Origin of the sequence: Vibrio superstes (assembly GCF_003569005.1) — a bacterium.
Taxonomy (GTDB): domain Bacteria; phylum Pseudomonadota; class Gammaproteobacteria; order Enterobacterales; family Vibrionaceae; genus Vibrio; species Vibrio superstes.
Genome location: NZ_BCUR01000004.1, coordinates 688,642 through 714,070 on the forward strand (window position 1 = coordinate 688,642; position 25,429 = coordinate 714,070).

A 25,429-nucleotide genomic window follows, 5' to 3' on the forward strand; every position below is an offset into this window, starting at 1 on the left:
GGTTCGTCCCCCCTAGCTCTCAAAAGGTGAATCATGGAAACGTTAGCCAAAGCCTCAAACCCGACTCGGGCAGAGTGGAACGAGTGCATGGTCAAGGTACAGCAGGGGGATAAGGACGCCTTTGCTAAGGTGTTTAAACATTTCTCTCCTCGTTTAAAGCAGTTTGCTTATAAACATGTGGGAAATGAACAAGTAGCAATGGAGTTAGTGCAAGATGCTCTAGCGGCAGTTTGGCAAAAGTCTCATCTGTTTGACGGTAGTAAAAGTGCACTATCCACATGGATATACACTATTGCTCGAAACCTTTGCTTTGACCTTCTTCGCAAACAAAAAGGCCGAGAACTACATGTACACTCAGAAGATATTTGGCCAGACGACTACTGTCCACCAGACTTAGTTGACCAGTATTCACCTGAGAGAAACATGCTAAGAGAGCAGATTGTACGGTATCTAGATACGCTTCCAGTGAAGCAAAAAGAAGTGGTTAAAGCGATATATCTAGACGAGTTACCTCATCAAGAAGTAGCAGACAAATTTGATATTCCTCTCGGAACCGTTAAATCAAGATTGAGACTGGCGGTAGAGAAGTTGAAAGACACAATAAGGGCGGATCAAGTATGAAACATCATCCAAGTAACGAGTTGTTGAAAGCCTATGCGGATGGAACCATAGATGCTTGTAATGGACTGACGCTCGCAGCTCACGTAGAGACCTGTAGTCACTGTCGCAGCAAGATAGAAGAGTTTGAGGCTCAAGCTTCCCAATCTTTAATGGAACAAGACGCAGAGGTCGATTTCGACCAAAACATGATGGAGGCGATGTTTAATGACATCATCTCGCTAGACAAACAGACTGCTATCACAAAGCCAAAATCGGCGGTGAAAATTGAAGTGAATGGTAAACAGTTCTTCCTTCCTAAGTCGCTGCAAAACGTTAGTACACGGCTGAGTGACTGGAAAAGTTATGGCGGTAAAGTGTATACCGCGCACCTTGATATTGGAGAGCAAGAGCGTGTGAGCTTGCTGTACATAACAGGAGGAGTGCAAGTCCCCCAACACACCCACAAAGGTATTGAGACGACACTAGTATTACATGGTAGCTTTAGTGACGAAGAGGGGCAATACAGTGCCGGTGACTTTACCGTTGCCGATGCTTCTATAAAACATGCCCCGCGAACCGAAGAAGGGCAAGACTGTTTATGTCTAACCGTTCTGAGTGATCCAATGGTATTCACTCAAGGGGTTGCACGAATCTTTAATATGTTTGGTCGAGGAATGTACCCATAGAGTTTAACAGACCCAATCCGAGACATTGAAAATGCCACACTCAGTGTGGCATTTTTATTGAAGCTAGGCAGAATCTGATTCTTCTTTTAACGATTGGTTGTGCTGTTTTTCATCTTCCAAACCGCGTAGACGAGCCTTTTCTAGGACGTCGTTAAAATACCCTCGAAGAGAATAAAGCATGATCAAGCTAGGGATGACCATGGCGGCAGTAATAATAAAAAACAGTGACCAGTCATTTAGATAGTCAACTAATTCACCACTGAAGGAAGCGAGGGTCGTTCGACCGAAGTTGCCTAAAGAGGCAAGCAGCGCGTATTGCGTGGCAGAGAAGGCCTGTCCGGTTAAAACCGTTAAGAAGGAAACAAAGGCTACGGTGGAGAATGCCGTTGTAAAGTTATCGACAATAATGGTGGCTAAGAATAAGGTTTCACTTGGGCCCGCTTTCGCTATCCAAGCAAACATCAGGTTACTGGATGCCATAGCTACACCGCCAATCATTAGACCACGTACAATGCCAAATCTGACGTTGAACATACTGCCGACGATGGTGAAGAGTATGGTCGCTCCCCAGCCAAGTAGTTTAGAGTAATGTCCGATCTGTTCGTTGCTAAAGCCTATCTCTTTGTAAAATGGAATCGACATTCGACCAAGGAATGCTTCACCAATCTTAAACAAGAAAACAAACAGTAAAAGAGTGATGGCGACTCGTACGCCATTGCGCCTAAAGAAATCGGCAAAGGGTTCAATTAGGGTAACGCTTAACCAAGCAACGACTCGAGAGCCTACCACTTTGTTATGACGCTGCTCTGCCTCTGCTTGTAGTTTACTTCGAGCTGTATGCGGCTCTTTGGTAAGCAGTGTAAACAGCATGAGTATACCAATAATGGCTGTCATCCCCATGTAAACCCCGTTCCAGCCGATGCTATCAGCATTAACGAAGGCTAAATAACCCGGTAGTGAGTAACCCGTCCACCACCCAACAACGGCCATTGCTGACGCTTGAGGTAACTTAGACGCTTCACTTTTTGGGAAGCTATCAATTCGGTATGCATCGATAGCAACATCTTGAGTAGACGAAGCAATGGCGATGCCTAGCGCTAACATAGAGGTAAACATTAGGCTCTTGGCAGGGTCAACGCCGGAAATAGCCAGGGTACACATCAACATGATCCCTTGGCATAAAAAGATCCACGATCGACGTTGGCCTAATAGACGGTGCAAAAGAGGTAATTTAACGCGGTCAACTAACGGTGCCCACATGAAGTTGATGGCATACACGGCAAATACCGAGCCGAAATAGCCAATGGCTGCGCGAGTTAATCCAGCATCTTTTAGCCAACCAGACATATTTGAGCCAATTAACACCCAAGGGAAACCGCTAGAGCAACCCAACATAAACACCCAAAGTAGGCGCTTATCGAGGTAGCTTTTGAACGTCTCACTCCAAGACATTTTTTCCGTCATTCTATTTCCTTTTGCTCAATACAGTCGCAGGGCCCATGGACCCTGCGTTTACTATAGAGCCTGTTGACCTTTTGCGATTAAGTTTTGCTCTACCAGAAGCCATTTAATCGAGGCGAGGGACTTGCCGCCTAGTCATCTATGCAAAAGGCGCTCAACGAAGAGTATATGGTTTCTGGTAGAGCCCTTCGGGTAGCGTTTGTTGGGCATTTCTACAGCGTTAGTCCCTTTTTATGTGGAACCACCACAACTAAAAGCGACTGCCTTGTATAAATGCCCAACAATTCGCTACAAAAATAATCTCAAAAGGCCAACAGGCTCTAGTACTCTAGATGAGATCTATTTCTGAATTGTCACTTTTGTGACAACGATAGGCGTGGAAGGAACATCTTTCATAAAACCAGAGCTTTTGGTCGGAACACTGGCCATTTTTTGAACCACATCATAGCCTTCAACGACTTGGCCAAAAACCGCATAGCCAGGGTTTGAAGAAGAGTAGTTCAAGAACGCATTGTCTGAATAGTTGATGAAAAACTGACGAGTTGCTGAGTCAGGGTTGTTGGTGCGCGCCATAGCAACACTTGCAACCTTGTTCTTTAAGCCATTGCTTGCTTCATTTTTGATTGGGCCATAGGTTTGAATTTGGTTCATATCTTCATCAAAGCCACCACCTTGTGCCATAAAACCAGGGATAACACGATGAAAGATGGTGCCTGCATAGCTGCCATCTTCCACATAGCGTAAAAAGTTTGTGCTAGTGACAGGCGCTTTTTCTTCATCTAATTGAATAGTGAAGTTACCCAGTGTTGTTTCAAACACCACTTTGGTGCTAGCAAAAACAGATGCGCTAAACAGTGCGCACATTAATAGTAGTAATCGGCTCATTGAAATTTCTCCTCCATGTAATCGATAAGCTCTACGTCATTCGCAATCTCATTTAACACTAGTTTAGATACGTGATTGAGGATGAGTTCAATTTGTTCATTGGATGCACCCATAGAATTGGTGGCCTTGGCACTGCCGGTATAGGTTTTCACAAATTTACCGCTCGGCGTTTCGGCAGTTACCTTTAGAGTCACCTTGGCATCCATATCGTTGCTAAATGCTGATGAGTTAACGCGCACCAAGGCTTCTTGAACCTCTAGTTCAACGTTATTTTCACTGCTTAGCGAAATAACAAAACCTTGCGACTCTAGAAGAGATTTCATCGCGTTGTTAAACGAAATTCTAGCATTTTGTTTGGCGTGAATAGGTAGCGCTTTATCTTCGCCTTTCTTTACTAAAGCGAGGTACTGAGCAGTTCGTACATCAGTTGTGCTCAGCGCCAGAGATTTTTGTTCATTCAAGGTAATCTGGTTACTGTCAGCCGCTGGAGCAAAGTTTAGCTGTTGATCTGTCGGGTTAGCACAGCCGCTCAGGATAAGGACTGAAAAAGCAACAATCAGCAAGTGTTTCATCGATAGTTCCCTTAATGAGATAGTGAAAAATGAAAGAATAATTCTGAGACTATCACAAGCCTCAGAATAATAGCGCTATTTGATTGATTTTCTTGATGCTTTCTCAGCAGAAACAATCGTGAACTTTTTATTGTTTGCCACTACTTTTACCTTGTTTGGCCCAAACAGTCGGCCAAGTTTGGCGGGATAACCTAGATGGCTGTTGCCGATCACGAGTAGCTTACCTCCATCTTCCAGCACTTTATGTGCGTCAGTGAACATCTGCCAAGCAATATGGTCGGTCACGGTATTTTGTTGATGGAAGGGTGGGTTACATACAACCAGGTCGTGGCTACTGGCTTCAAAACCATCAAGGCAGTTGTTGGCGACAAAGGTGAATCTTTGTGGATTGCTGACATTGTCTTCGACATTAATGCGGGCTGACTCTACCGCCATAAAACTTTCATCAACACTGGTAATGGTGGACTCTGGGTTGTTTCTACCCAACTGAATTGACAACACGCCGTTACCGCAACCTAGGTCAATGATCTTCTTGTGTTGAGAGTGGCTAGGTAGATGATTGAGCACAAAGCGAGCGCCCAGGTCTAGGCTCTCTCCAGAATAGACATTGGCAAGATTGCACAGTTGCATGTCATGTTCAGGCACAGTCCAACAGGTTTGTGCTTCTACTTCCTTGATAGGCTGAGCATTACTTTTACTAAACACGAGTCTGTGCTTTTTCCAAGCTAGGGATGTCGATGTTTCGCCAAGGTGCTGTTCGAACAGTTTTAGTGTTGAAGTATGGATAGCATTCGCCTTATTGACCGCGACGACAGGCGTATTTTCACGCAGGGACTGTCTTATTTGATGTAACTGCCAGGTCAAGAATCGATTACTTTTTGGGATCTGTAGGATAACGGCATCAATATCGTTGGGGATAGTGTCGGTAGAACGCAGAAATTCAACCTTATTACACTGATTGCGTTGTAGGTTCTTCAGTGCACCTTTTTGACTAATAAGGGAGTCTGATTGCAGGCACACTTCATAGTCTCGAGAAAACCAGCAGCTAAGCGCCCCGAAGTTATCGTTCAGAATGAGAATCTTAGAACCAGCTACGAGAGGGTTCTCAGTAAAGTGATTGATAACGTACTCATCACCGGCATCCCAAGCTTGAAAGGTCTCGTTTGCCCTTTTAGGAAATCGATGTAACGTAAATTGTTGGTCGTGCAGTGCAAGCTCGGTCTTCATGATTATCAGTGTTAAAAAAGTGATACTAAACTATGTCTATTGTCGCAAATTAGCCCTATTTATGCGAATTAACTTATTGTTCTGATTTAGAATAAAGAAAACGATTAGGTCCAAATGCGCCTGCATTTCGTACTAAAATGTAGCGATTGGCGAAAAATTGAGCTTTTACATTATACTTAAGCGTATCAACTTAGAGAAACAGCATGCTACAGCAATTAATTGAGCAGAAATTGGATCATCACTTCTCTCCGCACCATCTACAAGTCATTAACGAGAGCTACAAACACAATGTACCTGAAGGCTCTGAAAGCCACTTTAAGGTTGTTGTGGTGAGTGACAGATTCGAGAATTTACGACTGATTGCCCGCCATAGATTGGTAAATCAAGTACTCAGTGATGAACTTGCTGGTGGTCTGCATGCACTTTCAATGCACACCCTGACAAAAGATGAATGGAAAGATCAGCAAATTCCAGAATCTCCGGATTGTATGGGTGGGGGACACTAACGAAAACTCGATAATGGTTTGTTTGTTACATTTTTACTGGTTGTTCACAATTTAACCTGGGTCTCATAAAAACGGTGTCCGCGCTGTGCTTTAGATCAAGTTTTATGGTGCTTGATGGCGTAAATTTGTAATTTATTGCTAATCCTTATCGCTCAACATGGAATGTATCGGGCTGATGATGTTAGAATTGCAGGCCCGGAAGGAATCCCTCTAGCGGATTCGTATGGTAATTAACAAGGATATGTTAGAAAAAACTGACCTATCTGTTATGAACAAGCACATTATGGATGTGCTTGTATTTTGAAAGTCTTTTTTCCTTAAAATAGTGCAAGTGCGTATGATTACAATTAAAAAGGGTTTGGACCTTCCTATTTCAGGCGCTCCTACCCAGGTGATTAATGACGGTAATACCGTCTCAAAAGTCGCCTTGCTTGGCGAAGAGTACGTGGGCATGCGTCCAACAATGCATGTTCGCGAAGGGGACGCAGTAAAGAAAGGACAGGTTCTATTTGCTGACAAAAAGAATCCTGGCGTAGTATTTACTGCACCTCAAAGTGGTACGGTGACACAAGTTAACCGTGGTGCGAAGCGTGTGCTGCAATCAGTTGTTATCGAGATAGCTGGTGATGAGCAAATCACTTTCGACAAATATGAGCAAAACGAACTGGCTAAGCTAGATGCGGGTGTGATTCGCAAGCAGCTTATTGATTCGGGCTCATGGACCGCTTTAAGAACTCGTCCGTTCAGCAAGGTACCAGCAGTCGACTCTACGACTAATGCCATTTTCGTTACAGCAATCGATACTAACCCATTGGCGGCAAATCCTGACGTTATTATTAACGATCAGTCTGAAGCATTTGTTGCAGGTTTGGACCTGCTATCAGTGCTGACTAATGGCAAGGTATTCGTGTGTAAAAATGGTGGCTCACTTCCTCGTTCAGAGCAAAGTAATGTTGAAGAGCACGTGTTCTCTGGTCCGCATCCAGCGGGTCTAGTGGGTACTCATATGCACTTCCTTTACCCTGTGAATGAAGAGCATGTGGCGTGGAACCTTAGCTACCAAGATGTTATCGCTTTCGGCAAGCTGTTCCTGACCGGTGAGATCTATTCTGACCGCGTTGTTGCGCTGGCAGGCCCAGTAGTCAACAACCCTCGCTTGGTTCGTACTACTGTTGGTGCTTATCTTCCAGAGTTAGCAGATAAAGAGATGATGCCAGGTGAAGTGCGCATTATTTCAGGTTCTGTACTTTGGGGTACTAACGCGGCAGGTCCTCATGCGTACCTTGGTCGCTACCACCAACAAGTTTCTGCGCTTCGTGAAGGCAGAGATAAAGAATTATTTGGTTGGGCAATGCCAGGTAAGAACAAGTTCTCAATTACTCGTTCATTCCTTGGCCACCTATTTAAAGGCCAATTATACAACCTAACTACATCGCTAAATGGCGGTGAGCGTGCAATGGTTCCAATCGGCAACTACGAGAAAGTAATGCCATTGGATATCGAGCCGACACTGCTTCTGCGCGATTTGTGTGCTGGTGATGTAGACAGTGCACAGCGCTTAGGTGTTCTAGAGCTATCTGAAGAAGATGTTGCTCTTTGTACTTATGTTTGTTCAGGCAAATATGAATACGGTGAGTTACTTCGAGAGTGTCTAGACACTATAGAGAAGGAAGGTTAAGTCATGTTGAAGAAATTTATTGAAGACATCGAACCGCATTTTGAAGCCGACGGTAAGTGGGAGAAGTGGTATCCGCTTTACGAAGCTGCAGCCACTCTATTTTACACTCCGGGTACGGTAACTAAGACCAAAGCACACGTGCGTGATAGCGTTGACCTCAAACGCATCATGATCATGGTGTGGTTTGCTGTCTTCCCTGCCATGTTCTGGGGTATGTACAACACGGGTAACCAAGCGATCAGCGCGCTAACCTTCCTACATTCAGGTTCTGAGTTAGCAAGTATTGTTGCAGGTAATTGGCACTACTGGTTTACAGAAATGCTAGGTGGCACCATAAGTGCTGAGGCCGGGTGGGGCAGTAAGATGCTGCTCGGTGCAACCTACTTCTTACCTATCTATGCCACGGTATTTATCGTAGGTGGTTTCTGGGAAGTTCTATTCTGTATCGTGCGTAAACACGAAGTGAATGAAGGCTTCTTCGTTACCTCTATCCTATTTGCATTGATTGTTCCGCCAACATTGCCTCTATGGCAGGCCGCACTAGGTATTACCTTTGGTGTAGTGGTAGCGAAAGAGATCTTTGGTGGCACAGGACGTAACTTCCTGAACCCTGCTCTTGCAGGCCGTGCATTCCTATTCTTTGCTTACCCAGCTCAAATCTCGGGTGACTTAGTATGGACGGCAGCGGATGGTTTCTCTGGCGCAACGGCTCTTAGCCAATGGGCTCAAGGTGGCGACGCTAACCTAGTTCATAATGTGACTGGCCAAACGATCTCTTGGATGGATGCTTTCATTGGTAACATCCCTGGCTCTATCGGTGAGGTATCGACCTTATTCCTGATGCTAGGTGCACTGATGATCGTGTACATGGGAATTGCATCTTGGCGCATCATCGCCGGCGTTATGATCGGTATGATCGCAACAGCAACGCTATTTAACTTAATTGGTTCTGATACCAATGCGATGTTTAGTATGCCTTGGCATTGGCACCTTGTTCTTGGTGGCTTTGCATTCGGTATGTTCTTCATGGCGACAGACCCTGTTTCAGCCTCTTTTACCAACAGCGGTAAATGGTGGTACGGTATCCTAATTGGTCTAATGTGTGTATTGATTCGTGTTGTTAACCCAGCCTACCCAGAGGGTATGATGCTGGCGATTCTATTCGCGAACCTATTCGCTCCATTATTCGACCACGTTGTTATCGAGAAGAACATTAAGCGGAGACTAGCACGCTATGGCAAATAAGAACGATAGCATTAAGAAAACGCTAGGTGTCGTTGTTGGTTTGAGTTTGGTCTGCTCTGTCGTGGTTTCTACCGCGGCAGTGGGCCTGCGCGATAAACAGCAAGCTAACGCGGTACTGGATAAGCAAACAAAAATCGTAGAAGTCGCACAGATCTCTGAACAAGGTACTATCCAAGAATTGTTTGGTGATTTCATTGAACCTCGTCTGGTTGACTTTGAAACGGGTGAGTTCGTTGAAGGCGACGCTGGCGCATACGACCAACGTAAAGCGGCAAAAGATCCTGCTGAATCAATCCGCTTAGCTGCTGATGATGACGCAGCTAAGATCATTCGTCGTGCTAACGTAGGTACGGTATACCTTGTTAAGGACGGAGATAGCTACTCTAAGGTTATCCTTCCTGTGCACGGCAACGGCCTTTGGTCGATGATGTACGCTTTTGTGGCGGTTGAGATGGACGGCAACACGGTTTCCGGCATTACTTATTACGAGCAAGGTGAGACTCCTGGATTAGGTGGCGAGATAGAAAATCCTAATTGGGTATCTCAGTTCGAAGGTAAGAAACTGTTTGACGACAACTTTAAGCCTGCGTTGAAGATTGTTAAAGGTGGCGCAACAGCCGGTGATATTCACGGTGTTGATGGACTATCTGGTGCAACTCTGACGGGTAACGGCGTACAACATACTTTTGATTTCTGGTTAGGCGACATGGGCTTTGGACCATTCCTTGCTAAGGTACGCGAAGGAGAGCTGAACTAATGGCTATATCTAAAGAAGCGAAGCAAAACCTTTGGGCTCCTGTTTTAGATAACAACCCGATTGCTTTGCAGGTTCTTGGTGTGTGTTCTGCGCTTGCGGTAACCACCAAGCTTGAAACAGCATTTGTTATGACATTAGCGGTAATCTTTGTAACTGCTTTGTCTAACTTCTTCGTGTCTGTTATTCGTAACCACATTCCAAACAGCGTGCGTATCATCGTTCAGATGGCAATTATCGCATCGCTTGTAATCGTGGTAGACCAAATCCTTAAAGCTTACCTATACGATATCTCTAAGCAGTTATCGGTTTTCGTTGGCTTGATCATTACTAACTGTATCGTAATGGGTCGTGCAGAAGCATACGCTATGAAATCTGCACCACTACCATCGCTACTGGATGGTATCGGTAATGGTCTAGGTTATGGTTTCGTACTGATTACCGTTGCATTTTTCCGTGAGCTTATCGGCTCTGGTAAATTGTTTGGTATGGAAGTACTGCCTCTAGTGTCTGACGGTGGTTGGTACCAGCCTAACGGTATGTTCCTACTTGCACCGTCTGCATTCTTCTTGATTGGCTTTATGATTTGGGCAATCCGTATCTTCAAGCCTGAACAAGTAGAAGCGAAGGAGTAATAGCACGATGGAACATTATATTAGCTTGCTGGTGAAATCGATTTTCATCGAAAACCTAGCATTATCCTTCTTCTTGGGCATGTGTACATTCCTTGCTGTATCTAAGAAGGTAAAAACCTCTTTCGGTCTTGGTGTAGCAGTTGTGGTGGTATTGACCATCGCAGTTCCTGTGAACAACCTGCTTTACAACCTAGTGTTGAAAGAAAACGCATTAGTCTCAGGTGTGGATTTAAGCTTCCTTAACTTCATTACCTTCATCGGTGTTATTGCAGCCCTAGTACAGATTTTGGAGATGGTGTTAGATCGCTTCTTCCCGCCTTTGTACAATGCGCTAGGTATCTTCCTACCGCTAATTACGGTGAACTGTGCAATCTTCGGTGGTGTATCTTTCATGGTACAGCGTGACTACAACTTCGTTGAATCAGTAGTATACGGCTTTGGCTCTGGCGTAGGCTGGATGCTAGCAATCGTTGCTCTTGCTGGTCTGCGTGAGAAGATGAAGTATTCAGATGTACCTCCAGGTCTGCGTGGCCTTGGTATCACCTTCATCACTGTAGGCTTGATGGCGTTAGGCTTTATGTCTTTCTCCGGTGTTCAACTGTAAGAGTAAATTATAAGGATTAGTCAATGAATACTATCGTTCTTGGCGTAGTGATGTTTACTCTGATTGTATTGGCTCTAGTGCTAGTGATCTTATTCGCTAAATCTAAGCTGGTACCAACGGGTGACGTCAACATTTTAGTAAATGGTGACCCTGAGAAAGGCTTTACTGTTTCTCCAGGTGACAAACTGCTTGGCGCTCTTGCTGGCAACGGTATTTTCGTATCGTCTGCTTGTGGTGGCGGTGGCTCTTGTGGCCAGTGTCGTGTAAAAGTGAAGTCTGGCGGTGGTGATATTCTACCGACCGAGCTTGACCACATTAGTAAAGGTGAAGCACGTGAAGGCGAGCGTCTAGCGTGTCAGGTAGCAGTGAAAACTGACATGGCTATCGAGCTTCCAGAAGAAATCTTTGGTGTTAAAAAGTGGGAATGTACTGTTCTTTCTAATGACAACGAAGCGACCTTCATCAAAGAGCTTGTACTTCAGATCCCTGATGGCGAGGAAGTGCCTTTTCGCGCAGGTGGTTACATTCAGATTGAAGCTGAACCCCATCATATCAAGTACGCGGATTTTGATATCCCAGAAGAGTATCGCGAAGATTGGGATAAGTTTAACTTATTCCGCTATGAGTCAGTGGTTAAAGAACCATCTATCCGCGCATACTCAATGGCTTCTTACCCTGAAGAAGAAGGTTTGATTAAGCTGAACGTGCGTGTTGCAACGCCGCCGCCTAACAACCCTGACGTACCACCAGGTATCATGTCTTCATACATCTGGTCACTTAAAGCGGGTGACAAGTGTACTATCTCTGGTCCATTTGGTGAGTTCTTCGCTAAAGATACAGACAACGAGATGGTGTTTGTTGGTGGTGGTGCCGGTATGGCGCCAATGCGCTCGCACATCTTCGATCAGCTACTTCGTCTGAAGTCTAAGCGTAAGATGACGTTCTGGTATGGTGCTCGCTCGAAGCGTGAGATGTTCTACATTGAGGACTTCGATAACCTAGCAGCAGAAAATGATAACTTCATTTGGCATTGTGCACTGTCTGATCCTCTTCCAGAGGACAATTGGGACGGTTACACAGGCTTTATCCATAACGTATTGTACGAAAACTATCTGAAAGACCATGAAGCGCCTGAAGATTGTGAATACTACATGTGTGGTCCACCTATGATGAACGCAGCTGTAATCGGCATGCTAAAAGACCTAGGTGTAGAGGATGAAAACATCCTACTCGATGACTTCGGTGGTTAAACCGTAATCGAATAAAACAATGGCTGGCTCTTTGAGTCAGCCATTTTGTTTTGTGTTAGAGAAGTTTGTTAAATACTCAACTATTTATGGAGATCAAGATGAAAGCTGTAAGTCATCTTATTCAAGGTTCGAAGTGGTTAATGACACTGCTGATTTCAGTAGTGGTATTAACGGGCTGTGAGCAAGCACCCAAGCAGGTTGCATTGAGCGGCAAGACGATGGGTACCACCTATCACATAAAGTATATTGCTGATGATAAGGCGCCAGAGCCTGAAGAAATGCAAAAGCGGATTGATGTCTTGCTAGAGCAAGTCAACGATCAGATGTCCACATATCGTCCTGAGTCTGAGCTAAGCCTTTTCAACCAGCATCAGACTTCAGCACCCTTTCCTGTATCAAAAGAGACCGAGATTGTGGTTGGTGAAGCCATTCGCTTAAACGAACTAACGGAAGGCGCTCTAGATGTAACGGTAGGCCCTTTGGTCAATCTATGGGGTTTTGGTCCAGAAGCTCGTCCTGACAAAGTGCCAACTGATGAAGAATTAGCATCACGACGTGAAATGGTAGGAATTCAACACCTGTCTGTTACAGAGCAAGGCTTATCAAAGGATATTCCGAATCTGTATGTTGATCTTTCAACCATAGCTAAGGGTTGGGGTGTTGATGTCATTGCCGATTACCTTGAGTCGCAGGGAGTGCACCGTTTCCTCGTTGAAGTCGGTGGTGAACTGAGATTGAAGGGCAATAACAGCGAAGGTATTCCTTGGCGTATCGCCATAGAAAAGCCGACGGTCGATGCTCGTGAAGTGGAATTGATCGTTCAGCCTGGTGATATGGCGATGGCGACATCGGGTGATTATCGCAATTATTTTGAGCGTGATGGTGTGCGTTATTCGCACATAATTAATCCAAAAACTGGCAAACCGATCGCACACAAGGTAGTCTCTGTGACAGCGATTCATCCATCATGTATGACGGCTGACGGTCTAGCGACGGGTCTGATGGTGATGGGAGAAGAAAGAGGCCTTCAGGTTGCGAACGATAATGATCTCGCGATCTTTATGATCGTAAAAACTGAAGATGGCTTTAAAGAGGTGTACTCAGAAGCCTTTGCCAAGTATTTGAATAAGTAGGATAGAGCAATGACAACGTTCTTAGTCACATTTGGAATTTTCCTCGGCTTCATTACTTTGATGTCTGTAGGCTATATTATCCAGAAGAAGGTCGTGAAGGGCAGTTGTGGCGGCCTAGACGCGATGGGCATTGATAAAGTGTGCAGTTGTCCTGAGCCTTGTGACGCTCGTAAACGCCGAGAAGCGAAAGCTGCGGCAAGAGCTGAGAAAGTCGCATCTTGGGAGAAAGACCGTATTGCTTAATCGTATTTGAGTAATAAAAAATGCCAAGCGTAAGCTTGGCATTTTTGTTTCTACTGACTGGGACTATTTCTGCTCAGGATTCTCTTCCATTTGAGCGCTATCCACTACATGTGACTCACCAAGGTCTCTTGGTAGTACAAGGTTCAGAAGAATCGCAACAATTCCGCAAAGGCTGATGCCTTGAAGACTGAACTCTCCCACACCAAATGCCATACCACCGATACCAAATACCAGCGTTACACCGACAATCACAAGGTTACGTGAGTTATGCAAGTCAACACGGTTTTGGATAAGGGTATTGAGACCCACTGTGGCAATAGAACCAAACAGCAACATCATAATACCGCCCATCACAGGGACAGGTATGGTTTGCAATACACCGCCCAATTTACCCACTAGTGCCAGCACGATAGCGGTTATAGCGGCGTAAGTCATGATTTTAGGGTTGTAGGATTTGGTTAGCATCACTGCGCCTGTCACTTCACTATAGGTCGTGTTAGGTGGTGCACCCATCATGCTTGCTGCCATTGTTGCAACGCCGTCACCGGCCATAGTGCGATGCAAGCCAGGTTTCTTCAGATAGTCTTTACCGGTTACGTTAGAGATCGCCAGCATATCGCCAACGTGCTCTACCGCTGGGGCAATAGCGACTGGAATCATAAACAAGATGGCATTGATGTTGAATTCAGGTGTCACAAAGTTAGGCAGTGCAAACCATGCGGCATTGGTCACTGGGCTAAAATCGACGATGCCAGCAAACAGACTCAAGGTGTAACCTACCGCGATACCGCCAAAGATAGGCAGTAGCTTTAAGAAGCCTTTGGCAAATACACTGATGATGATGGTGGTCAGTAGCGAGGCCAGAGAAATCCACAAAGCGATCTGCCCATCGACTAATTGAATAGCACCGTCTCCAGTTTTACCCAATGCCATATTTACCGCAACAGGGGCAAGACCGAGACCAATCACCATGATCACTGGACCCACTACCACCGGTGGTAGCAGTCTATGGATGATGGCAACACCACGGACACGAATCAAGCCGCCTAATGCTATATACACAACACCAGCAGCCATGAGTCCACCCATGGTGGCAGGAATACCCCAAGTTTGAACGCCATAGAGAATCGGTGCGATAAAGGCAAAAGAGGACGCTAAAAAGATAGGCACCGAGCGTTTAGTGATAAATTGGAACAGAAGGGTACCGACACCAGCACCAAACAGTGCCACGTTCGGATCTAGTCCCGTTAATAAAGGAACAAGAACAAGAGCACCAAACGCAACGAATAGCATCTGCATACCCTGTAAAATAGAAGTCATGATTTTCTTTCTCCATTTTTTGGAAAATCGACAAATACTAGCATCTACCTATTGGATGTGATGTTTATTAGATCAATTTTTAATTGATTGAATAGGTAAGGTAAGCAAATATTTTTTCAACAGGGCAAAGAGTAGGTTAAAATAACTGTATGCCTGAACAGTATTCTAATGACATGCCACAACGAAAGATCATCCATATTGATATGGATTGTTTTTTCGCAGCGGTAGAAATGCGCGACTTTCCCGAATATCGAAATCGTCCACTCGCAGTGGGCGGGAGTGAAACACAGCGGGGCGTGTTGAGTACCTGTAATTATGAGGCTCGCCGCTTTGGTATCCACTCAGCTATGCCTACCGCGCAGGCTAAAAAATTATGTCCTCACTTGTTGGTAGTACCTGGTCGTATGCAGGTGTACAAAGAGGTTTCGGCGCAAATTAGAGCTATCTTTGCTCGCTATACGCAGCTCATAGAGCCATTGTCGTTGGATGAAGCCTATCTTGATGTCACAGATAGCCTATCCTGCAATGGCTCTGCTACCTTGATTGCTCAGTCAATCCGGCGTGACATTGAAACCGAGCTTAATCTAACCGCGTCAGCAGGGATTGCTCCTATCAAGTTTTTGGCTAAGGTGGCATCAGATTTGAACAAGCCCAATGGGCAGTATGTGATACCGCCCAATCAAGTTCAGGCGTTCATTGACAGCATGCCTCTACAAAAGATACCGGGAGTAGGCAAGGTTGCATTGCAAAGACTGCATCGCACGGGCCTCTATCTTGGTGAGGATGTGCGTAAAGCCAACTATCGCGATCTGTTGGTCCGACATGGCCGATTGGGTGCCTCGCTTTGGAAGCGCTGCCATGGTGTCGACAATCGCAGTGTGCAGGTTTCTCGAGAGCGCAAGTCAGTGGGAGTAGAGCGAACCTTTACTAAAAACATCGAGACCCTTGAGCAGTGTTGGGAGGTGATAGAGCAACGACTTTATCCCGAGCTAGAGCGCCGCTTAGATAAGGTGGGAGGAGAGCACGTTCGTCCCATTACCAAGCAGGGTATTAAGGTTAAATTTGCTGACTTTCAACTGACAACCATTGAAACCGGTTCCAATAAGTTGAACTTAGCGGCCTTTTATCCTTTGCTAGAAGAAGTCTTGCTGCGCCAACAAGGTCGTGAGATTCGCTTGCTGGGTTTGAGTGTCATGTTGCAGCCAGAAGCTCAGGCGAAGCAGTTAAGCTTATTGGATAACGAATAATTTGGCTGTAGAGTAGCCAGGTATCATTTAACAAGGAATTCTCAATGATTAAGCGCATTACCTCTAGCATTTTAGTTGGGTCACTATTGATTGCTCCGGCACTTCAAGCGCAGTCGCTAGCGGACTACGAGTCTTGTAATGTCGATTTGAACAACGAGCTACACCTAGATGGAAAAGAGGTAGAGATCATTGACCGTGATGGTCACCGAGCGATATTTGAAGCTAAAGGCCTCGTTATTGATGGTGAGTCTATTCCTTTAAACAAAGAGCAACAGCAACTACTCGACCACTACAGAGTGCAATTGAACAGCGATATCCCTAAAGCTCGTGAAGTGGCACAATCTGGTGTGGATCTGGCGAATGAGGTGCTTGATGACGTATCGGCTAAGTTCAACGACACCGACGCGTTTGATAATGTGCGCCAAGCCATCGATGATTTTTACGCAAAACTAGAACAGCGCTATTATCAAGACGGAGAGTGGGTGTTAAAGCCTAATGCCTTCGGTAATATGTTCGATAATTGGCAGCAAGATTTTGCCGATGCCCGAGAGGTTTTCAATAGTGAGTTTTTTGCCAGTGCCTTTTCGGTGCTACAGGAAAAGCTCGCATCAGAAGACGGAATCAATTTTACAGAGCTTCAGAAACAGCTCAATGACCTCAAGGTTTCAGTAGAGAAAAAACTCCAACAACACTCTTCAGAAATCTCGGAAAAAGCACAAGATTACTGTGATTCAATGGGTAAATTAGCCGAAGAAGAGAAGTCTTTGATTGAAACTATCCCTGAATTGGAAAATTATCAACTGTTCAATATTTGAACTATATTTTAGTGGTTTCAGTGACTTGTAAGTTTTGTTACTTTTAACTAAGCAAATATCTGCAGATAAACTCAGAAAAACGTTTACAAAGCTTTAAACTGCTGTAGCATATGACTCGCTTCGTAAGACAAAGTTGTTAGACAAAATTAAGCAAAAGCAAGTTTCAAATTTTATTGTAAAAAGTAAAGTAGTGTTTTCTGTTTTTCCCTTAACTTAATGGCTAAAGTTTGCGAAGTCGTCACATTGGTGACATACGATTAATCTTAAATACTAAGGGACATAACATGTCAAAGACTACTGGTACAGTAAAATGGTTTAACGAAGAGAAAGGCTTCGGTTTCATTTCTCAAGACAACGGCGGCGCTGACGTATTCGTTCACTTCCGTGCTATCGTTTCTGAAGGCTTCAAAACTCTTTCTGAAGGCCAAAAAGTATCTTTCGAAGTTGAGCAAGGCCAAAAAGGTCCTCAAGCTTCAAACGTTACTACTATCTAATTTTAATTAGATTAAAAGTTTCTGAAAAGCCTGCTGTTTACAGCGGGCTTTTTTTTGTTTTAATTTTCATGTAATTCTCCGCGCTTCAAGCTCTCCCCCTGCTTCTCAATGCCCGCTAGAAACGTCAATAGATACTTGTACCACGTAGTAAATAACAGCTCATCCTAGCTTGTTAAAACACTCGCTAACGGCGTTAGAATTTTTGATTGTAGAATAACTACTTATCGAAAAATTCTGCCTTGCTATCCAGCGTTTTTCCTACGCTATTTCTGATCACTTAATTACTGTGATTGGTATTAAGGCTTTACTATAGATAAAATAAAGGTAGCCAATCTCAGCTACCTTTTTAATCATTTGATGGGGAAGGGTGCTTATCTAAATTGCTTCGCTTCAGGTAGCCACTCGAAGTCGCCCGTTGCTAATTTTTCTATGAGTTGCTGCTTACTGATATCAAAGGTTTTCACTAGCGCATCTAGGTCGCCATTGAAGTCGTCACGCAGCTTCATATTGATGATGCTCATTAGCATCACAACATCCATTGTTTGATAGTTGGCGAGATTCATGAGTTAGTCCTCGAAATCTGAGATCAACAGGTTTGCAGCGGCGAAAGCAGCGCGTTCACGGGTTTCTTTAGGCAGGCTAGTATCTGCAGCCACATCATTCAGTGTTTTTAGTGCACAAGTAATGGCTTGTGGGATGTAGCCTTGATCACCACTGCCAATTTGGGCATAGAGTTCGCGAACTAGGTCACAGCAATCGTAAATTTTCATTATGTTTCTCCAAAAATGAATAAGGCAGCCGAGGCTGCCTTTATTAAAATCTGTTTTTCCCCTTCCTAGAAAGGGGAATCAAAGCGTAAAGGCTTACTTAATCAGACCTTGTAGGTGCGCAACAATATTGTCCATCTCTACAGGGACTTTTTCGCCATCACGACGGCTCTTATACTCAAAGTGACCATTGTCCATGCTACGGTCACCAATAACCACGGTATGAGGAATACCAATAAGCTCGATATCTTTGAACATTACGCCTGGGCGTTCTTTACGGTCGTCAAACAGTACTTCGATGCCTTGAGCTGTTAGGTCTGCGTATAGCTTCTCTGCCGCTTCTTTAACGCGCTCAGATTTGTGCATGTTCATAGGGACGATAGCAACTTGGAAAGGTGCAATTGCGTCTGGCCAGATAATACCGTTGTCATCGTGATTTTGCTCAATCGCTGATGCAACAACACGTGTTACACCGATTCCGTAGCAACCCATTTCTAGAATTGAGTTTTTGCCATTAGAATCAAGCACGCCACAATTCATCTTATCAGTGTAAGTCGTACCTAACTGGAAGATATGGCCCACTTCAATACCACGCTTAAGTTGAAGCACGCCGTTGCCACATGGGCTTAGATCGCCTTCTACTACGTTACGAAGGTCTTCAACTTGACCTAGCTCTACGTCACGGCCCCAGTTGATACCAAAGAAGTGTTTGTCATCGATATTTGCACCTGCGCCAAAGTCACTTATTGCTGCAGCACTGCGGTCAACAATGAATGGAAGTTCTAGGTTCACAGGGCCAAGAGAGCCAGGGCCAGCGCCAATGATTGCGCGGATTTCTTCTTCTGTCGCCATTTCTAGTGGGGAAGCAACTTGAGGAAGGTTCTCTGCCTTTACTTCGTTTAGCTCGTGATCGCCACGGATGATAAGGCCAATAAGTTCTGCATCAACTTCTTCAGAAGCCTTAACAAATAAAGTCTTAACCGTCTTTTCAATTGGCAGCTCAAATTGCTCAACTAGCTCTGCGATAGTTTTCGCGTTTGGCGTGTCAACTTCTGTCATCTCTTGAGTTGGTGCAGCTAGTTCACCCGCTGGTGCCAGTGCCTCAGCTTTCTCGATGTTTGCAGCGTAGTCAGACTCACTAGAGAAGGCGATAAGGTCTTCACCACTTTCAGCAAGTACGTGGAATTCGTGAGAACCACTACCACCAATTGCACCTGTATCAGCAAGCACTGGACGATAATCAAGTCCCATGCGGTCAAATGCTTTACAGTAGGCTTCGTGCATCGCTTGGTAAGACTTCTCAAGACCTGCTTTGTCGACATCAAAGCTGTAAGCATCCATCATGCTGAATTCACGTGAACGCATAACGCCAAAACGAGGGCGTCGTTCATCACGGAATTTAGTTTGGATTTGATATAGATTCAGAGGAAGCTGTTTGTATGAGCTAATTTCGTTACGAACGATGCTAGTAATCACTTCTTCAGCTGTTGGGCTCAGCACAAATGGACGCATATGGCGATCGCTGAAACGTAACAGCTCTGCACCCATTTTCTCACTGCGGCCTGTTTCTTCCCAAAGTTCGAACGGTTGAACAACGGGCATTAAAGTCTCAACAGCACCTGCATTGTCGATTTCTTCACGAACAATGTTTTCCACTTTACGCAATACACGTAAACCTGTGGGTAGCCAAGTGTATAGGCCTGAGGCAAGTTTACGAATCATACCTGCACGAAGCATTAGCTGGTGGCTAATTACTTCTGCGTCGTTTGGCGTTTCTTTTAATGTAGAAACTAGGTATTTACTGGTACGCATTGATGCTTTCCGTTGTATATGTATATAGAGGGAAGGGTTAAGAACCCTAAAAAATAGCTCCCTATAATACCAGTCTATTGCTTTATGCTAAAGGGGCAATATCGACCACTTGAATGCCGTCTTCATTGGCTGAAAAACTGACATTCCATTCAAACAAATGCACAGCATAGACCTTCGAGTCTGGCTTGCCTTTCTTGTACGCAGGTCTTGGATCTTGGGACAAGATTTCCGTTAATGCTTGTAGACGGTATTCACTATCTGAGTGTTGCATGAGTACGCTTTGCGCTGGCTTGCTAAACTGAACGGTTACCGGGACGGGGGGAGCTTCAGCATAACCGCCTTTGGCGTCAGGTATGCTATCGGAATAGGGGATATACGGTTTTATGTCGATGATGGGTGTGCCATCGACTAAATCGACATTACCAAGCTTAACAACGACCTGTCCGTTTTTTACCTCAACATCCAATAGTTCCACCGCCGACATACCTATTGCGTTGGGTCTAAAGGTTGAGCGACTGGCAAATACACCCACTCTTTCATTTCCTCCAAGGCGAGGAGGGCGCACGGTAGGTTTCCAACCGGCTTCTATATTCTGATCAAACAGAAACAGCAGCCATAGATGTGAAAACTGTTGCAGTTCACGAACGGCCGCTTCGGTGTTCGCTTCGCCTTCTAGATGTAATTCCGTCGTGACACTAGGCGCCAAATTTGGCTGCCTAGGGATAGCAAACTTCTCTTTGTAAGGAGTGTGAATAGTGCCTATTGGTGAAATTGTGTGCATTCTTTTGGTGTTCCTAAATGATTTACCCAAGTTAAATGTACGCAGAATGTATGCTCTGCGTCACTTTTTTACAAACAGTGGCAATTGAACAGACTGGAGTTTGTAAGAGAATGTTAATAATCCTTATCCTTTATTCCACATAAGTTTTTCGCTCAATATCTGCTAACTATTGACCTTTTTTAACCTTTTTTTGACACATTTGTTGGGTTTCTAAAGGCATAACTGCCTTTTCAATTGTGTCGTACTAGGGTATGTTTCCGGCTCCTTTTTGCTGCGTTAGGGAAATAACGTGCCACAACCTGCGGGTTGAGGAGCAAAAAGAGAGATAAAAATAATTAAAGGAGAACTCAGATGAGCACATCTGCTTCACAAACACAACAACCGCCTAAAAAGCCGTTATTCACTCGTTTTCTGGATGGCGTCGAATACTTAGGCAACCTATTACCACACCCAATCACTTTATTTGCTATTTTCTGTGTGGCAATTTTAGTCCTGTCTGGCATTGCTGGATATTTTGATGTTTCTGTTATGGATCCTCGTCCAGAGGGTGCAGCAGGTCGTAGCGCCGATGGCGTTATCAAAGTCGTTAGTCTTCTAAATGGTGAAGGTCTGCGTCTTATCGTTACTAATCTTGTAACTAACTTTACCGGTTTTGCACCTCTAGGTACGGTTCTAGTAGCAATGCTTGGTGTTGCTATTGCTGAGCACTCAGGCATGCTTTCTGCAGCAATGCGTGGCCTAGTAATGAACGCTTCTCAGCGTATGGTTACAGTAACGGTCGTATTTGCAGGTATCATCTCTAACACAGCTTCTGAGCTGGGTTACGTGGTTCTGATCCCTCTTGCAGCTATGCTTTTCCACTCATTAGGTCGTCACCCTCTAGCCGGTCTAGCCGCCGCTTTTGCTGGTGTATCGGGTGGTTACTCTGCAAACCTTCTAATCGGTACGGTTGATCCACTGCTTTCAGGCATCACTGAAACAGCAGCACAAATGATCGACCCAACGTACTCTGTTGGTCCTGAATCAAACTGGTACTTCATGTTTGTTTCTACCTTCTTCATTGCAATCACAGGTGCATTTGTAACTGAAAAGATTGTTGAGCCTAAACTTGGCAAATATAACGATGAAGAAGCGGCTGAAGACTTATCTAATGACAGCATGGGTTCTTTGAAGCCTGAAGAAAAACGCGGTCTTAAGATGGCGGGTCTTGCTGTTGTTGCAGTAAGTGCACTGATTGCATTGACAGTTGTTCCTGAGTGGGGCGCACTACGTCACCCTGAGACGGGTCTAGTTTCTGGCTCTCCATTCTTGAAGAGTATCGTAGCCTTTATCTTTGTATTCTTTGCTATCCCTGGTTTTGTTTATGGTCGCGTTGTCGGCACAATGAAAACGGACCGTGATGTTATTGATGCAATGGCTAAGTCAATGTCTTCAATGGGTCTATACATTGTTCTGGTATTCTTTGCCGCTCAGTTCGTTGCTTTCTTCAAGTGGACAAACTTCGGTCAAGTATTCGCGGTAGCAGGTGCAGACTTCCTACAGACTATTGGTCTAACAGGTCCAATGCTGTTCTTCGCATTCATTCTAATGTGTGGCTTCATCAACCTGATGATCGGTTCAGCATCAGCTCAGTGGGCTGTAACAGCGCCAATCTTCGTTCCAATGCTGATGCTTGTTGGCTACGCACCAGAGACGATTCAGGCGGCTTACCGTATTGGTGATTCGACCACTAACATCATTACTCCAATGATGAGTTACTTCGGTCTTATCCTAGCGGTAGCGACTCGCTACATGAAGAATCTAGGTATAGGTACGCTGGTAGCAACCATGCTTCCGTACTCGATCTGCTTCCTATTTGGTTGGTCTATCCTGTTCTACCTATGGGTATTTGTATTTGGTCTACCAGTAGGTCCAGGTGCAGCAACGTTCTACGCGCCTTAGTAGAGACGTTAAAACTTGATGAAAAATATGGTCAGCATATGCTGACCATTTTTTTATCTGGAGTTTCGCAACGAGCAACTACCAACTTTCCGTATTGATTCCCTGTCGCCTCATTGCCAAGCCAGATTAACCTACCTATCGCGCTAGATGCACACTGCAAGATTAGATTGAATAATGGTTATTGTAATGAGTTCATATGGATTTAGTTGTTAGCCACCAGTTGCAAGCTATCAGCCTCAAGCTATCAGCTATCAGCTATTAGTTATTAAGTTGATATGACCCCGTAAAAGTAGACACGGGGTTTTAGTTTATTAGCTCGAAAGCATTGGGACTAACTCCATCGAGTGCCCCATGCTTTCTTACTGAATTATAATAATTTACGATATAAAGTCGACTTTGGGTTGTCATTTGCTGACGTGATATTTCACCAAGATTACTCATCCACTCTTTTTTGTACTGTGCAAAGAAGCTCTCTGCACACGCATTATCCCAACAATTTCCTTTCCTAGACATACTCACGGTAATGTTCCGTTTGTGATGCCAAAGCAATGTATTTTCAGCTGTATATTGGGTTCCCTGATCTGAATGAAATAGTAATTTGTTACCGTCCGGCTTTCTTATCTTCCATGCTCGATTAAGTGTCTTTATGACTAAATCAGCATTGTTTATTTTGCTCGTACCCCAACCAACGACTTTTCTTGAGTATAAATCAAGAACTACACACAAATACTGCCAACCATCCAGACACCTAACCTGAGTAATATCGGATACCCAAACACGATTAGGGTCGTCGACGTTAAACTCTCGATTCAGCAGATTAAAAGCGCTAATAGCATTTGATTTGCTTGCTGCACGACCAAAGCTACGTTTACAAGCTCGAGAGCGATAGCCCATAGCTTGCAGTAAGCGTTGGACCTTCGCTTTACTGCACACAAAGCTGTTTTCTATCGCGAGCTTCCAAAGCTTCCGATAACCAGGAATGCAGTGTTGCTCGTCGCTGGTAGCCTTGAGAAAATCAGATAATGAACGATTCTCTGCAGACCGCTCACTAGGTTCGCTGTTCAGCCATTTATAATACCCTGAACGAGAGACTTCAAAGAGATGGCAAAGCCATTTAATCGGTCGCTTGGCACTATGGTGCTTAGCTATAAACTCAAATTTTATTCTTTTCGACTGTCGAAGTAGGCCTTCGCCTTTTTTAACATATCATTCTCCATTTCAGCCCTTTCAAGCTGCTTTTTAAGACGAGCCATTTCTCGCTCTAGTTCAGCCAAAGAAGATTCCGGGCCCTCGTTCTTAATCGGGTTTGAAGTTTGCTTAGCCGATGTCAATTCGCATCTCCATTTACTCAAAACAGCAGGATGTATTCCTAAAGACTTTGCGATTGAGTTTACTGTATCCGGAGACTCTAGTGACGTTTGAACAGCGTTTCTTTTAAACTCGTTGGAAAATGTTCGTCTTTGTTTTAATTGCATGACACCTAATCCTTAAATTAGGTGTCTACTTTATTGAGGTCATATCAAGTCGGGTTGTGCGGTACTGGGAGCGACGGGTATCAATGGCACGAATAATGAAGTAACCAGCGAATACGCTAAATCATCTGTTATGAAATACTTAAAGTACAAAACGGTGTCATTCTTGAGAATACGGAGTCTTCATCCTGAATCTTTGAGTGCACATAATCTCTCCTGGCGCTACCTAAGGCCCTAGATAACAGCAAAGCTGTTTCAAATTTTATCTGCAGCTACCATACTTTCAATGCCTAGAGGTCAGTTCCCGGCTCTAAAGGCCTTGAAAGCAGAATTTAGTGAAGGTGTAGGCAAGAGGGAAGGCGCTAGCTTATAGCCTGCATAGGCTGTTTGAGGCGATATAAGGGCATAAAAAAACCGCCACTACGAATAGTGACGGTATTTTGAAGGGGAAGTTTAAGGAATGTTGATTACCAACCCTTAACTACACCGCCTTTAAAGATGTCAGAAGCTGCGTTGTACACTTCTTCAGTTTGGTATGCTTTTACAAAGTTTTGTACGTTTTCAGCGTTTAGGTTGTCTTCACGCGATACGATAAGGTTCACGTATGGAGACTCTTTGTCTTCAACAAAGATACCGTCACGTTGTGGTGTTAGGTCGATAGAACTTGCGTAAGTGGTGTTGATGATTGACAGCGCTACGTCATCTAGAGAGCGAGGTAGTTGTGCTGCATCAAGCTCAACAATAGTGATGTTCTTAGGGTTTGCAGTGATATCACGAACCGTTGCCAATAGACCTGCGCCTTCACGTAGCTCGATGATACCTTGTTGCTCAAGAAGAAGCAGTGAACGGCCAAGGTTAGTTGGATCGTTTGGTACTGCAATACGTGCACCTTCTTCTAGCTCGTCAACAGACTTAATTTGCTTAGAGTAACCCGCAATAGGGTAAACAAAGGTGTTACCTGCGATCGCCAGTTTGTAGCTACGATCAGTGATTTGTTGATCAAGGTACGGCTTGTGTTGGAATGCGTTTACGTCAACCGAGCCATCATCTAGGGCTGCGTTTGGTGTCACGTAATCTGTGAAAGTCACTAGCTCAACATCAAGGTCGTACTTCTCTTTAGCTACCTTAGCCGCTACTTCTGCAACCTGTGCTTCAGCACCCGCCATTACGCCAACCTTGATCTTGCTTAGGTCTTGTTCTTTATCGCCACAACCTGTTAGGGCCAAAGCTGATGCTGCAATCGCAACGGTAAAAATGTTCTTTAGGCTAAATTTCATAACTATCTCCGTATAATTTTTTTA

26 protein-coding genes are annotated in these 25,429 nt (G+C 44.6%); 15 read left to right on the forward strand and 11 right to left on the reverse strand.

Features of this window, described 5'->3' with window-relative positions:
• Window positions 1-33: 33 nt before the first annotated feature.
• Window positions 34-621 carry a sigma-70 family RNA polymerase sigma factor gene (locus D5I41_RS11120; RefSeq protein ID WP_119009848.1) on the forward strand — a complete coding sequence of 196 codons (588 nt, stop codon included), beginning with the start codon at window positions 34-36 and terminating at the stop codon, window positions 619-621.
• Window positions 618-1,286: a ChrR family anti-sigma-E factor gene (locus D5I41_RS11125; RefSeq protein WP_119009849.1), complete on the forward strand. Its 669-nt coding sequence runs from the start codon at window positions 618-620 to the stop codon at window positions 1,284-1,286. The genes D5I41_RS11120 and D5I41_RS11125 overlap by 4 nt, the downstream gene beginning before the upstream one ends.
• Before the next feature lie 63 nt (window positions 1,287-1,349).
• Here D5I41_RS11125 and D5I41_RS11130 read toward each other — a convergent pair whose 3' ends face one another.
• The 4 genes from D5I41_RS11130 to D5I41_RS11150 form a co-directional block, all read right to left on the reverse strand.
• Entirely contained in the window at window positions 1,350-2,750 is a 1,401-nt protein-coding gene (locus D5I41_RS11130) for an AmpG family muropeptide MFS transporter (RefSeq protein ID WP_119009850.1), read from the reverse strand.
• A 336-nt stretch (window positions 2,751-3,086) separates the two neighbouring features.
• Entirely contained in the window at window positions 3,087-3,632 is a 546-nt protein-coding gene (locus tag D5I41_RS11140) for a peptidylprolyl isomerase (protein WP_119009851.1), read from the reverse strand.
• Window positions 3,629-4,204, reverse strand: coding sequence for a YajG family lipoprotein (locus tag D5I41_RS11145; protein WP_119009852.1), 576 nt, complete (start codon window positions 4,202-4,204; stop codon window positions 3,629-3,631). Before D5I41_RS11145 ends, D5I41_RS11140 begins: the two co-directional genes overlap by 4 nt.
• Before the next feature lie 75 nt (window positions 4,205-4,279).
• Window positions 4,280-5,431: a methyltransferase gene (locus D5I41_RS11150; protein ID WP_119009853.1), complete on the reverse strand. Its 1,152-nt coding sequence runs from the start codon at window positions 5,429-5,431 to the stop codon at window positions 4,280-4,282.
• 203 nt (window positions 5,432-5,634) lie between these two features.
• On the opposite strand from D5I41_RS11150, the gene D5I41_RS11155 reads away from it, so the two are divergent.
• The 9 genes from D5I41_RS11155 (at window position 5,635) to nqrM (ending at window position 13,479) form a co-directional block, all read left to right on the forward strand.
• Window positions 5,635-5,937 carry a BolA/IbaG family iron-sulfur metabolism protein gene (locus D5I41_RS11155; RefSeq protein WP_119009854.1) on the forward strand — a complete coding sequence of 101 codons (303 nt, stop codon included), beginning with the start codon at window positions 5,635-5,637 and terminating at the stop codon, window positions 5,935-5,937.
• A gap of 337 nt (window positions 5,938-6,274) precedes the next feature.
• Window positions 6,275-7,615, forward strand: coding sequence for a Na(+)-translocating NADH-quinone reductase subunit A (locus D5I41_RS11160; protein ID WP_119009855.1), 1,341 nt, complete (start codon window positions 6,275-6,277; stop codon window positions 7,613-7,615).
• Window positions 7,616-7,618: 3 nt separating this feature from the next.
• Window positions 7,619-8,860, forward strand: a complete 1,242-nt coding sequence (locus D5I41_RS11165; RefSeq protein WP_119009856.1) for an NADH:ubiquinone reductase (Na(+)-transporting) subunit B — start codon at window positions 7,619-7,621, stop codon at window positions 8,858-8,860.
• Window positions 8,850-9,617, forward strand: coding sequence for a Na(+)-translocating NADH-quinone reductase subunit C (locus D5I41_RS11170; RefSeq protein ID WP_119009857.1), 768 nt, complete (start codon window positions 8,850-8,852; stop codon window positions 9,615-9,617). Before D5I41_RS11165 ends, D5I41_RS11170 begins: the two co-directional genes overlap by 11 nt.
• Window positions 9,617-10,249: an NADH:ubiquinone reductase (Na(+)-transporting) subunit D gene (locus tag D5I41_RS11175; RefSeq protein WP_017029135.1), complete on the forward strand. Its 633-nt coding sequence runs from the start codon at window positions 9,617-9,619 to the stop codon at window positions 10,247-10,249. The genes D5I41_RS11170 and D5I41_RS11175 overlap by 1 nt, the downstream gene beginning before the upstream one ends.
• Window positions 10,250-10,256: 7 nt before the next feature.
• Window positions 10,257-10,853, forward strand: coding sequence for an NADH:ubiquinone reductase (Na(+)-transporting) subunit E (nqrE, locus tag D5I41_RS11180; protein ID WP_017031174.1), 597 nt, complete (start codon window positions 10,257-10,259; stop codon window positions 10,851-10,853).
• 23 nt (window positions 10,854-10,876) lie between these two features.
• The gene (gene nqrF / locus D5I41_RS11185) at window positions 10,877-12,103 is read left to right on the forward strand and encodes an NADH:ubiquinone reductase (Na(+)-transporting) subunit F (protein ID WP_119009858.1); all 1,227 of its coding nucleotides are present in this window, start codon (window positions 10,877-10,879) and stop codon (window positions 12,101-12,103) included.
• A gap of 98 nt (window positions 12,104-12,201) precedes the next feature.
• Window positions 12,202-13,236 (forward strand): FAD:protein FMN transferase, encoded by a 1,035-nt coding sequence (locus D5I41_RS11190; protein WP_119009859.1) that lies wholly within the window; start codon window positions 12,202-12,204, stop codon window positions 13,234-13,236.
• A 9-nt stretch (window positions 13,237-13,245) separates the two neighbouring features.
• Window positions 13,246-13,479 carry a (Na+)-NQR maturation NqrM gene (gene nqrM, locus D5I41_RS11195; RefSeq protein WP_017029139.1) on the forward strand — a complete coding sequence of 78 codons (234 nt, stop codon included), beginning with the start codon at window positions 13,246-13,248 and terminating at the stop codon, window positions 13,477-13,479.
• A 63-nt stretch (window positions 13,480-13,542) separates the two neighbouring features.
• On the opposite strand, the gene D5I41_RS11200 is transcribed toward nqrM, so the two are convergent.
• Window positions 13,543-14,799 (reverse strand): uracil-xanthine permease family protein, encoded by a 1,257-nt coding sequence (locus tag D5I41_RS11200; RefSeq protein WP_119009860.1) that lies wholly within the window; start codon window positions 14,797-14,799, stop codon window positions 13,543-13,545.
• Between the two features lie 149 nt (window positions 14,800-14,948).
• On the opposite strand from D5I41_RS11200, the gene dinB reads away from it, so the two are divergent.
• From dinB to cspE, 3 genes are all read left to right on the forward strand, one after another.
• Window positions 14,949-16,046 (forward strand): DNA polymerase IV, encoded by a 1,098-nt coding sequence (gene dinB / locus D5I41_RS11205; RefSeq protein ID WP_119009861.1) that lies wholly within the window; start codon window positions 14,949-14,951, stop codon window positions 16,044-16,046.
• A gap of 44 nt (window positions 16,047-16,090) precedes the next feature.
• Window positions 16,091-16,861 (forward strand): DUF2884 family protein, encoded by a 771-nt coding sequence (locus tag D5I41_RS11210; RefSeq protein ID WP_119009862.1) that lies wholly within the window; start codon window positions 16,091-16,093, stop codon window positions 16,859-16,861.
• Between the two features lie 284 nt (window positions 16,862-17,145).
• Complete coding sequence (gene cspE / locus D5I41_RS11215) at window positions 17,146-17,355, forward strand: transcription antiterminator/RNA stability regulator CspE (RefSeq protein ID WP_017029143.1); 210 nt, start codon at window positions 17,146-17,148, stop codon at window positions 17,353-17,355.
• A gap of 371 nt (window positions 17,356-17,726) precedes the next feature.
• Here the strand turns inward: cspE and D5I41_RS11220 are convergent, their stop codons facing one another.
• The 4 genes from D5I41_RS11220 to tsaA all read right to left on the reverse strand — a co-directional run bounded on the left by D5I41_RS11220 (window position 17,727) and on the right by tsaA (window position 20,715).
• Window positions 17,727-17,918 (reverse strand): DUF4250 domain-containing protein, encoded by a 192-nt coding sequence (locus D5I41_RS11220; protein ID WP_119009863.1) that lies wholly within the window; start codon window positions 17,916-17,918, stop codon window positions 17,727-17,729.
• A 3-nt stretch (window positions 17,919-17,921) separates the two neighbouring features.
• The gene (locus D5I41_RS11225) at window positions 17,922-18,125 is read right to left on the reverse strand and encodes a YaeP family protein (protein ID WP_119009864.1); all 204 of its coding nucleotides are present in this window, start codon (window positions 18,123-18,125) and stop codon (window positions 17,922-17,924) included.
• Between the two features lie 93 nt (window positions 18,126-18,218).
• Window positions 18,219-19,934, reverse strand: coding sequence for a proline--tRNA ligase (locus D5I41_RS11230; protein WP_119009865.1), 1,716 nt, complete (start codon window positions 19,932-19,934; stop codon window positions 18,219-18,221).
• Between the two features lie 82 nt (window positions 19,935-20,016).
• Window positions 20,017-20,715 carry a tRNA (N6-threonylcarbamoyladenosine(37)-N6)-methyltransferase TrmO gene (gene tsaA, locus D5I41_RS11235; protein WP_119009866.1) on the reverse strand — a complete coding sequence of 233 codons (699 nt, stop codon included), beginning with the start codon at window positions 20,713-20,715 and terminating at the stop codon, window positions 20,017-20,019.
• 351 nt (window positions 20,716-21,066) lie between these two features.
• Here tsaA and D5I41_RS11240 point away from each other — a divergent pair, with 351 nt between their 5' ends.
• On the forward strand, window positions 21,067-22,656 hold the full coding sequence (locus D5I41_RS11240; protein ID WP_119009867.1) for an AbgT family transporter: 1,590 nt from the start codon (window positions 21,067-21,069) through the stop codon (window positions 22,654-22,656).
• A gap of 303 nt (window positions 22,657-22,959) precedes the next feature.
• Here the strand turns inward: D5I41_RS11240 and D5I41_RS11245 are convergent.
• Window positions 22,960-24,131, reverse strand: a protein-coding gene (locus tag D5I41_RS11245) for an IS3 family transposase (protein ID WP_119009868.1) whose coding sequence is annotated in 2 segments (ribosomal slippage) — window positions 22,960-23,861 and window positions 23,861-24,131 — 1,173 coding nt in all. Because the reading frame shifts where the segments join, the coding sequence is not laid out codon by codon here.
• A 464-nt stretch (window positions 24,132-24,595) separates the two neighbouring features.
• Window positions 24,596-25,405: a MetQ/NlpA family lipoprotein gene (locus tag D5I41_RS11250; RefSeq protein ID WP_119009869.1), complete on the reverse strand. Its 810-nt coding sequence runs from the start codon at window positions 25,403-25,405 to the stop codon at window positions 24,596-24,598.
• Window positions 25,406-25,429: the final 24 nt, after the last annotated feature.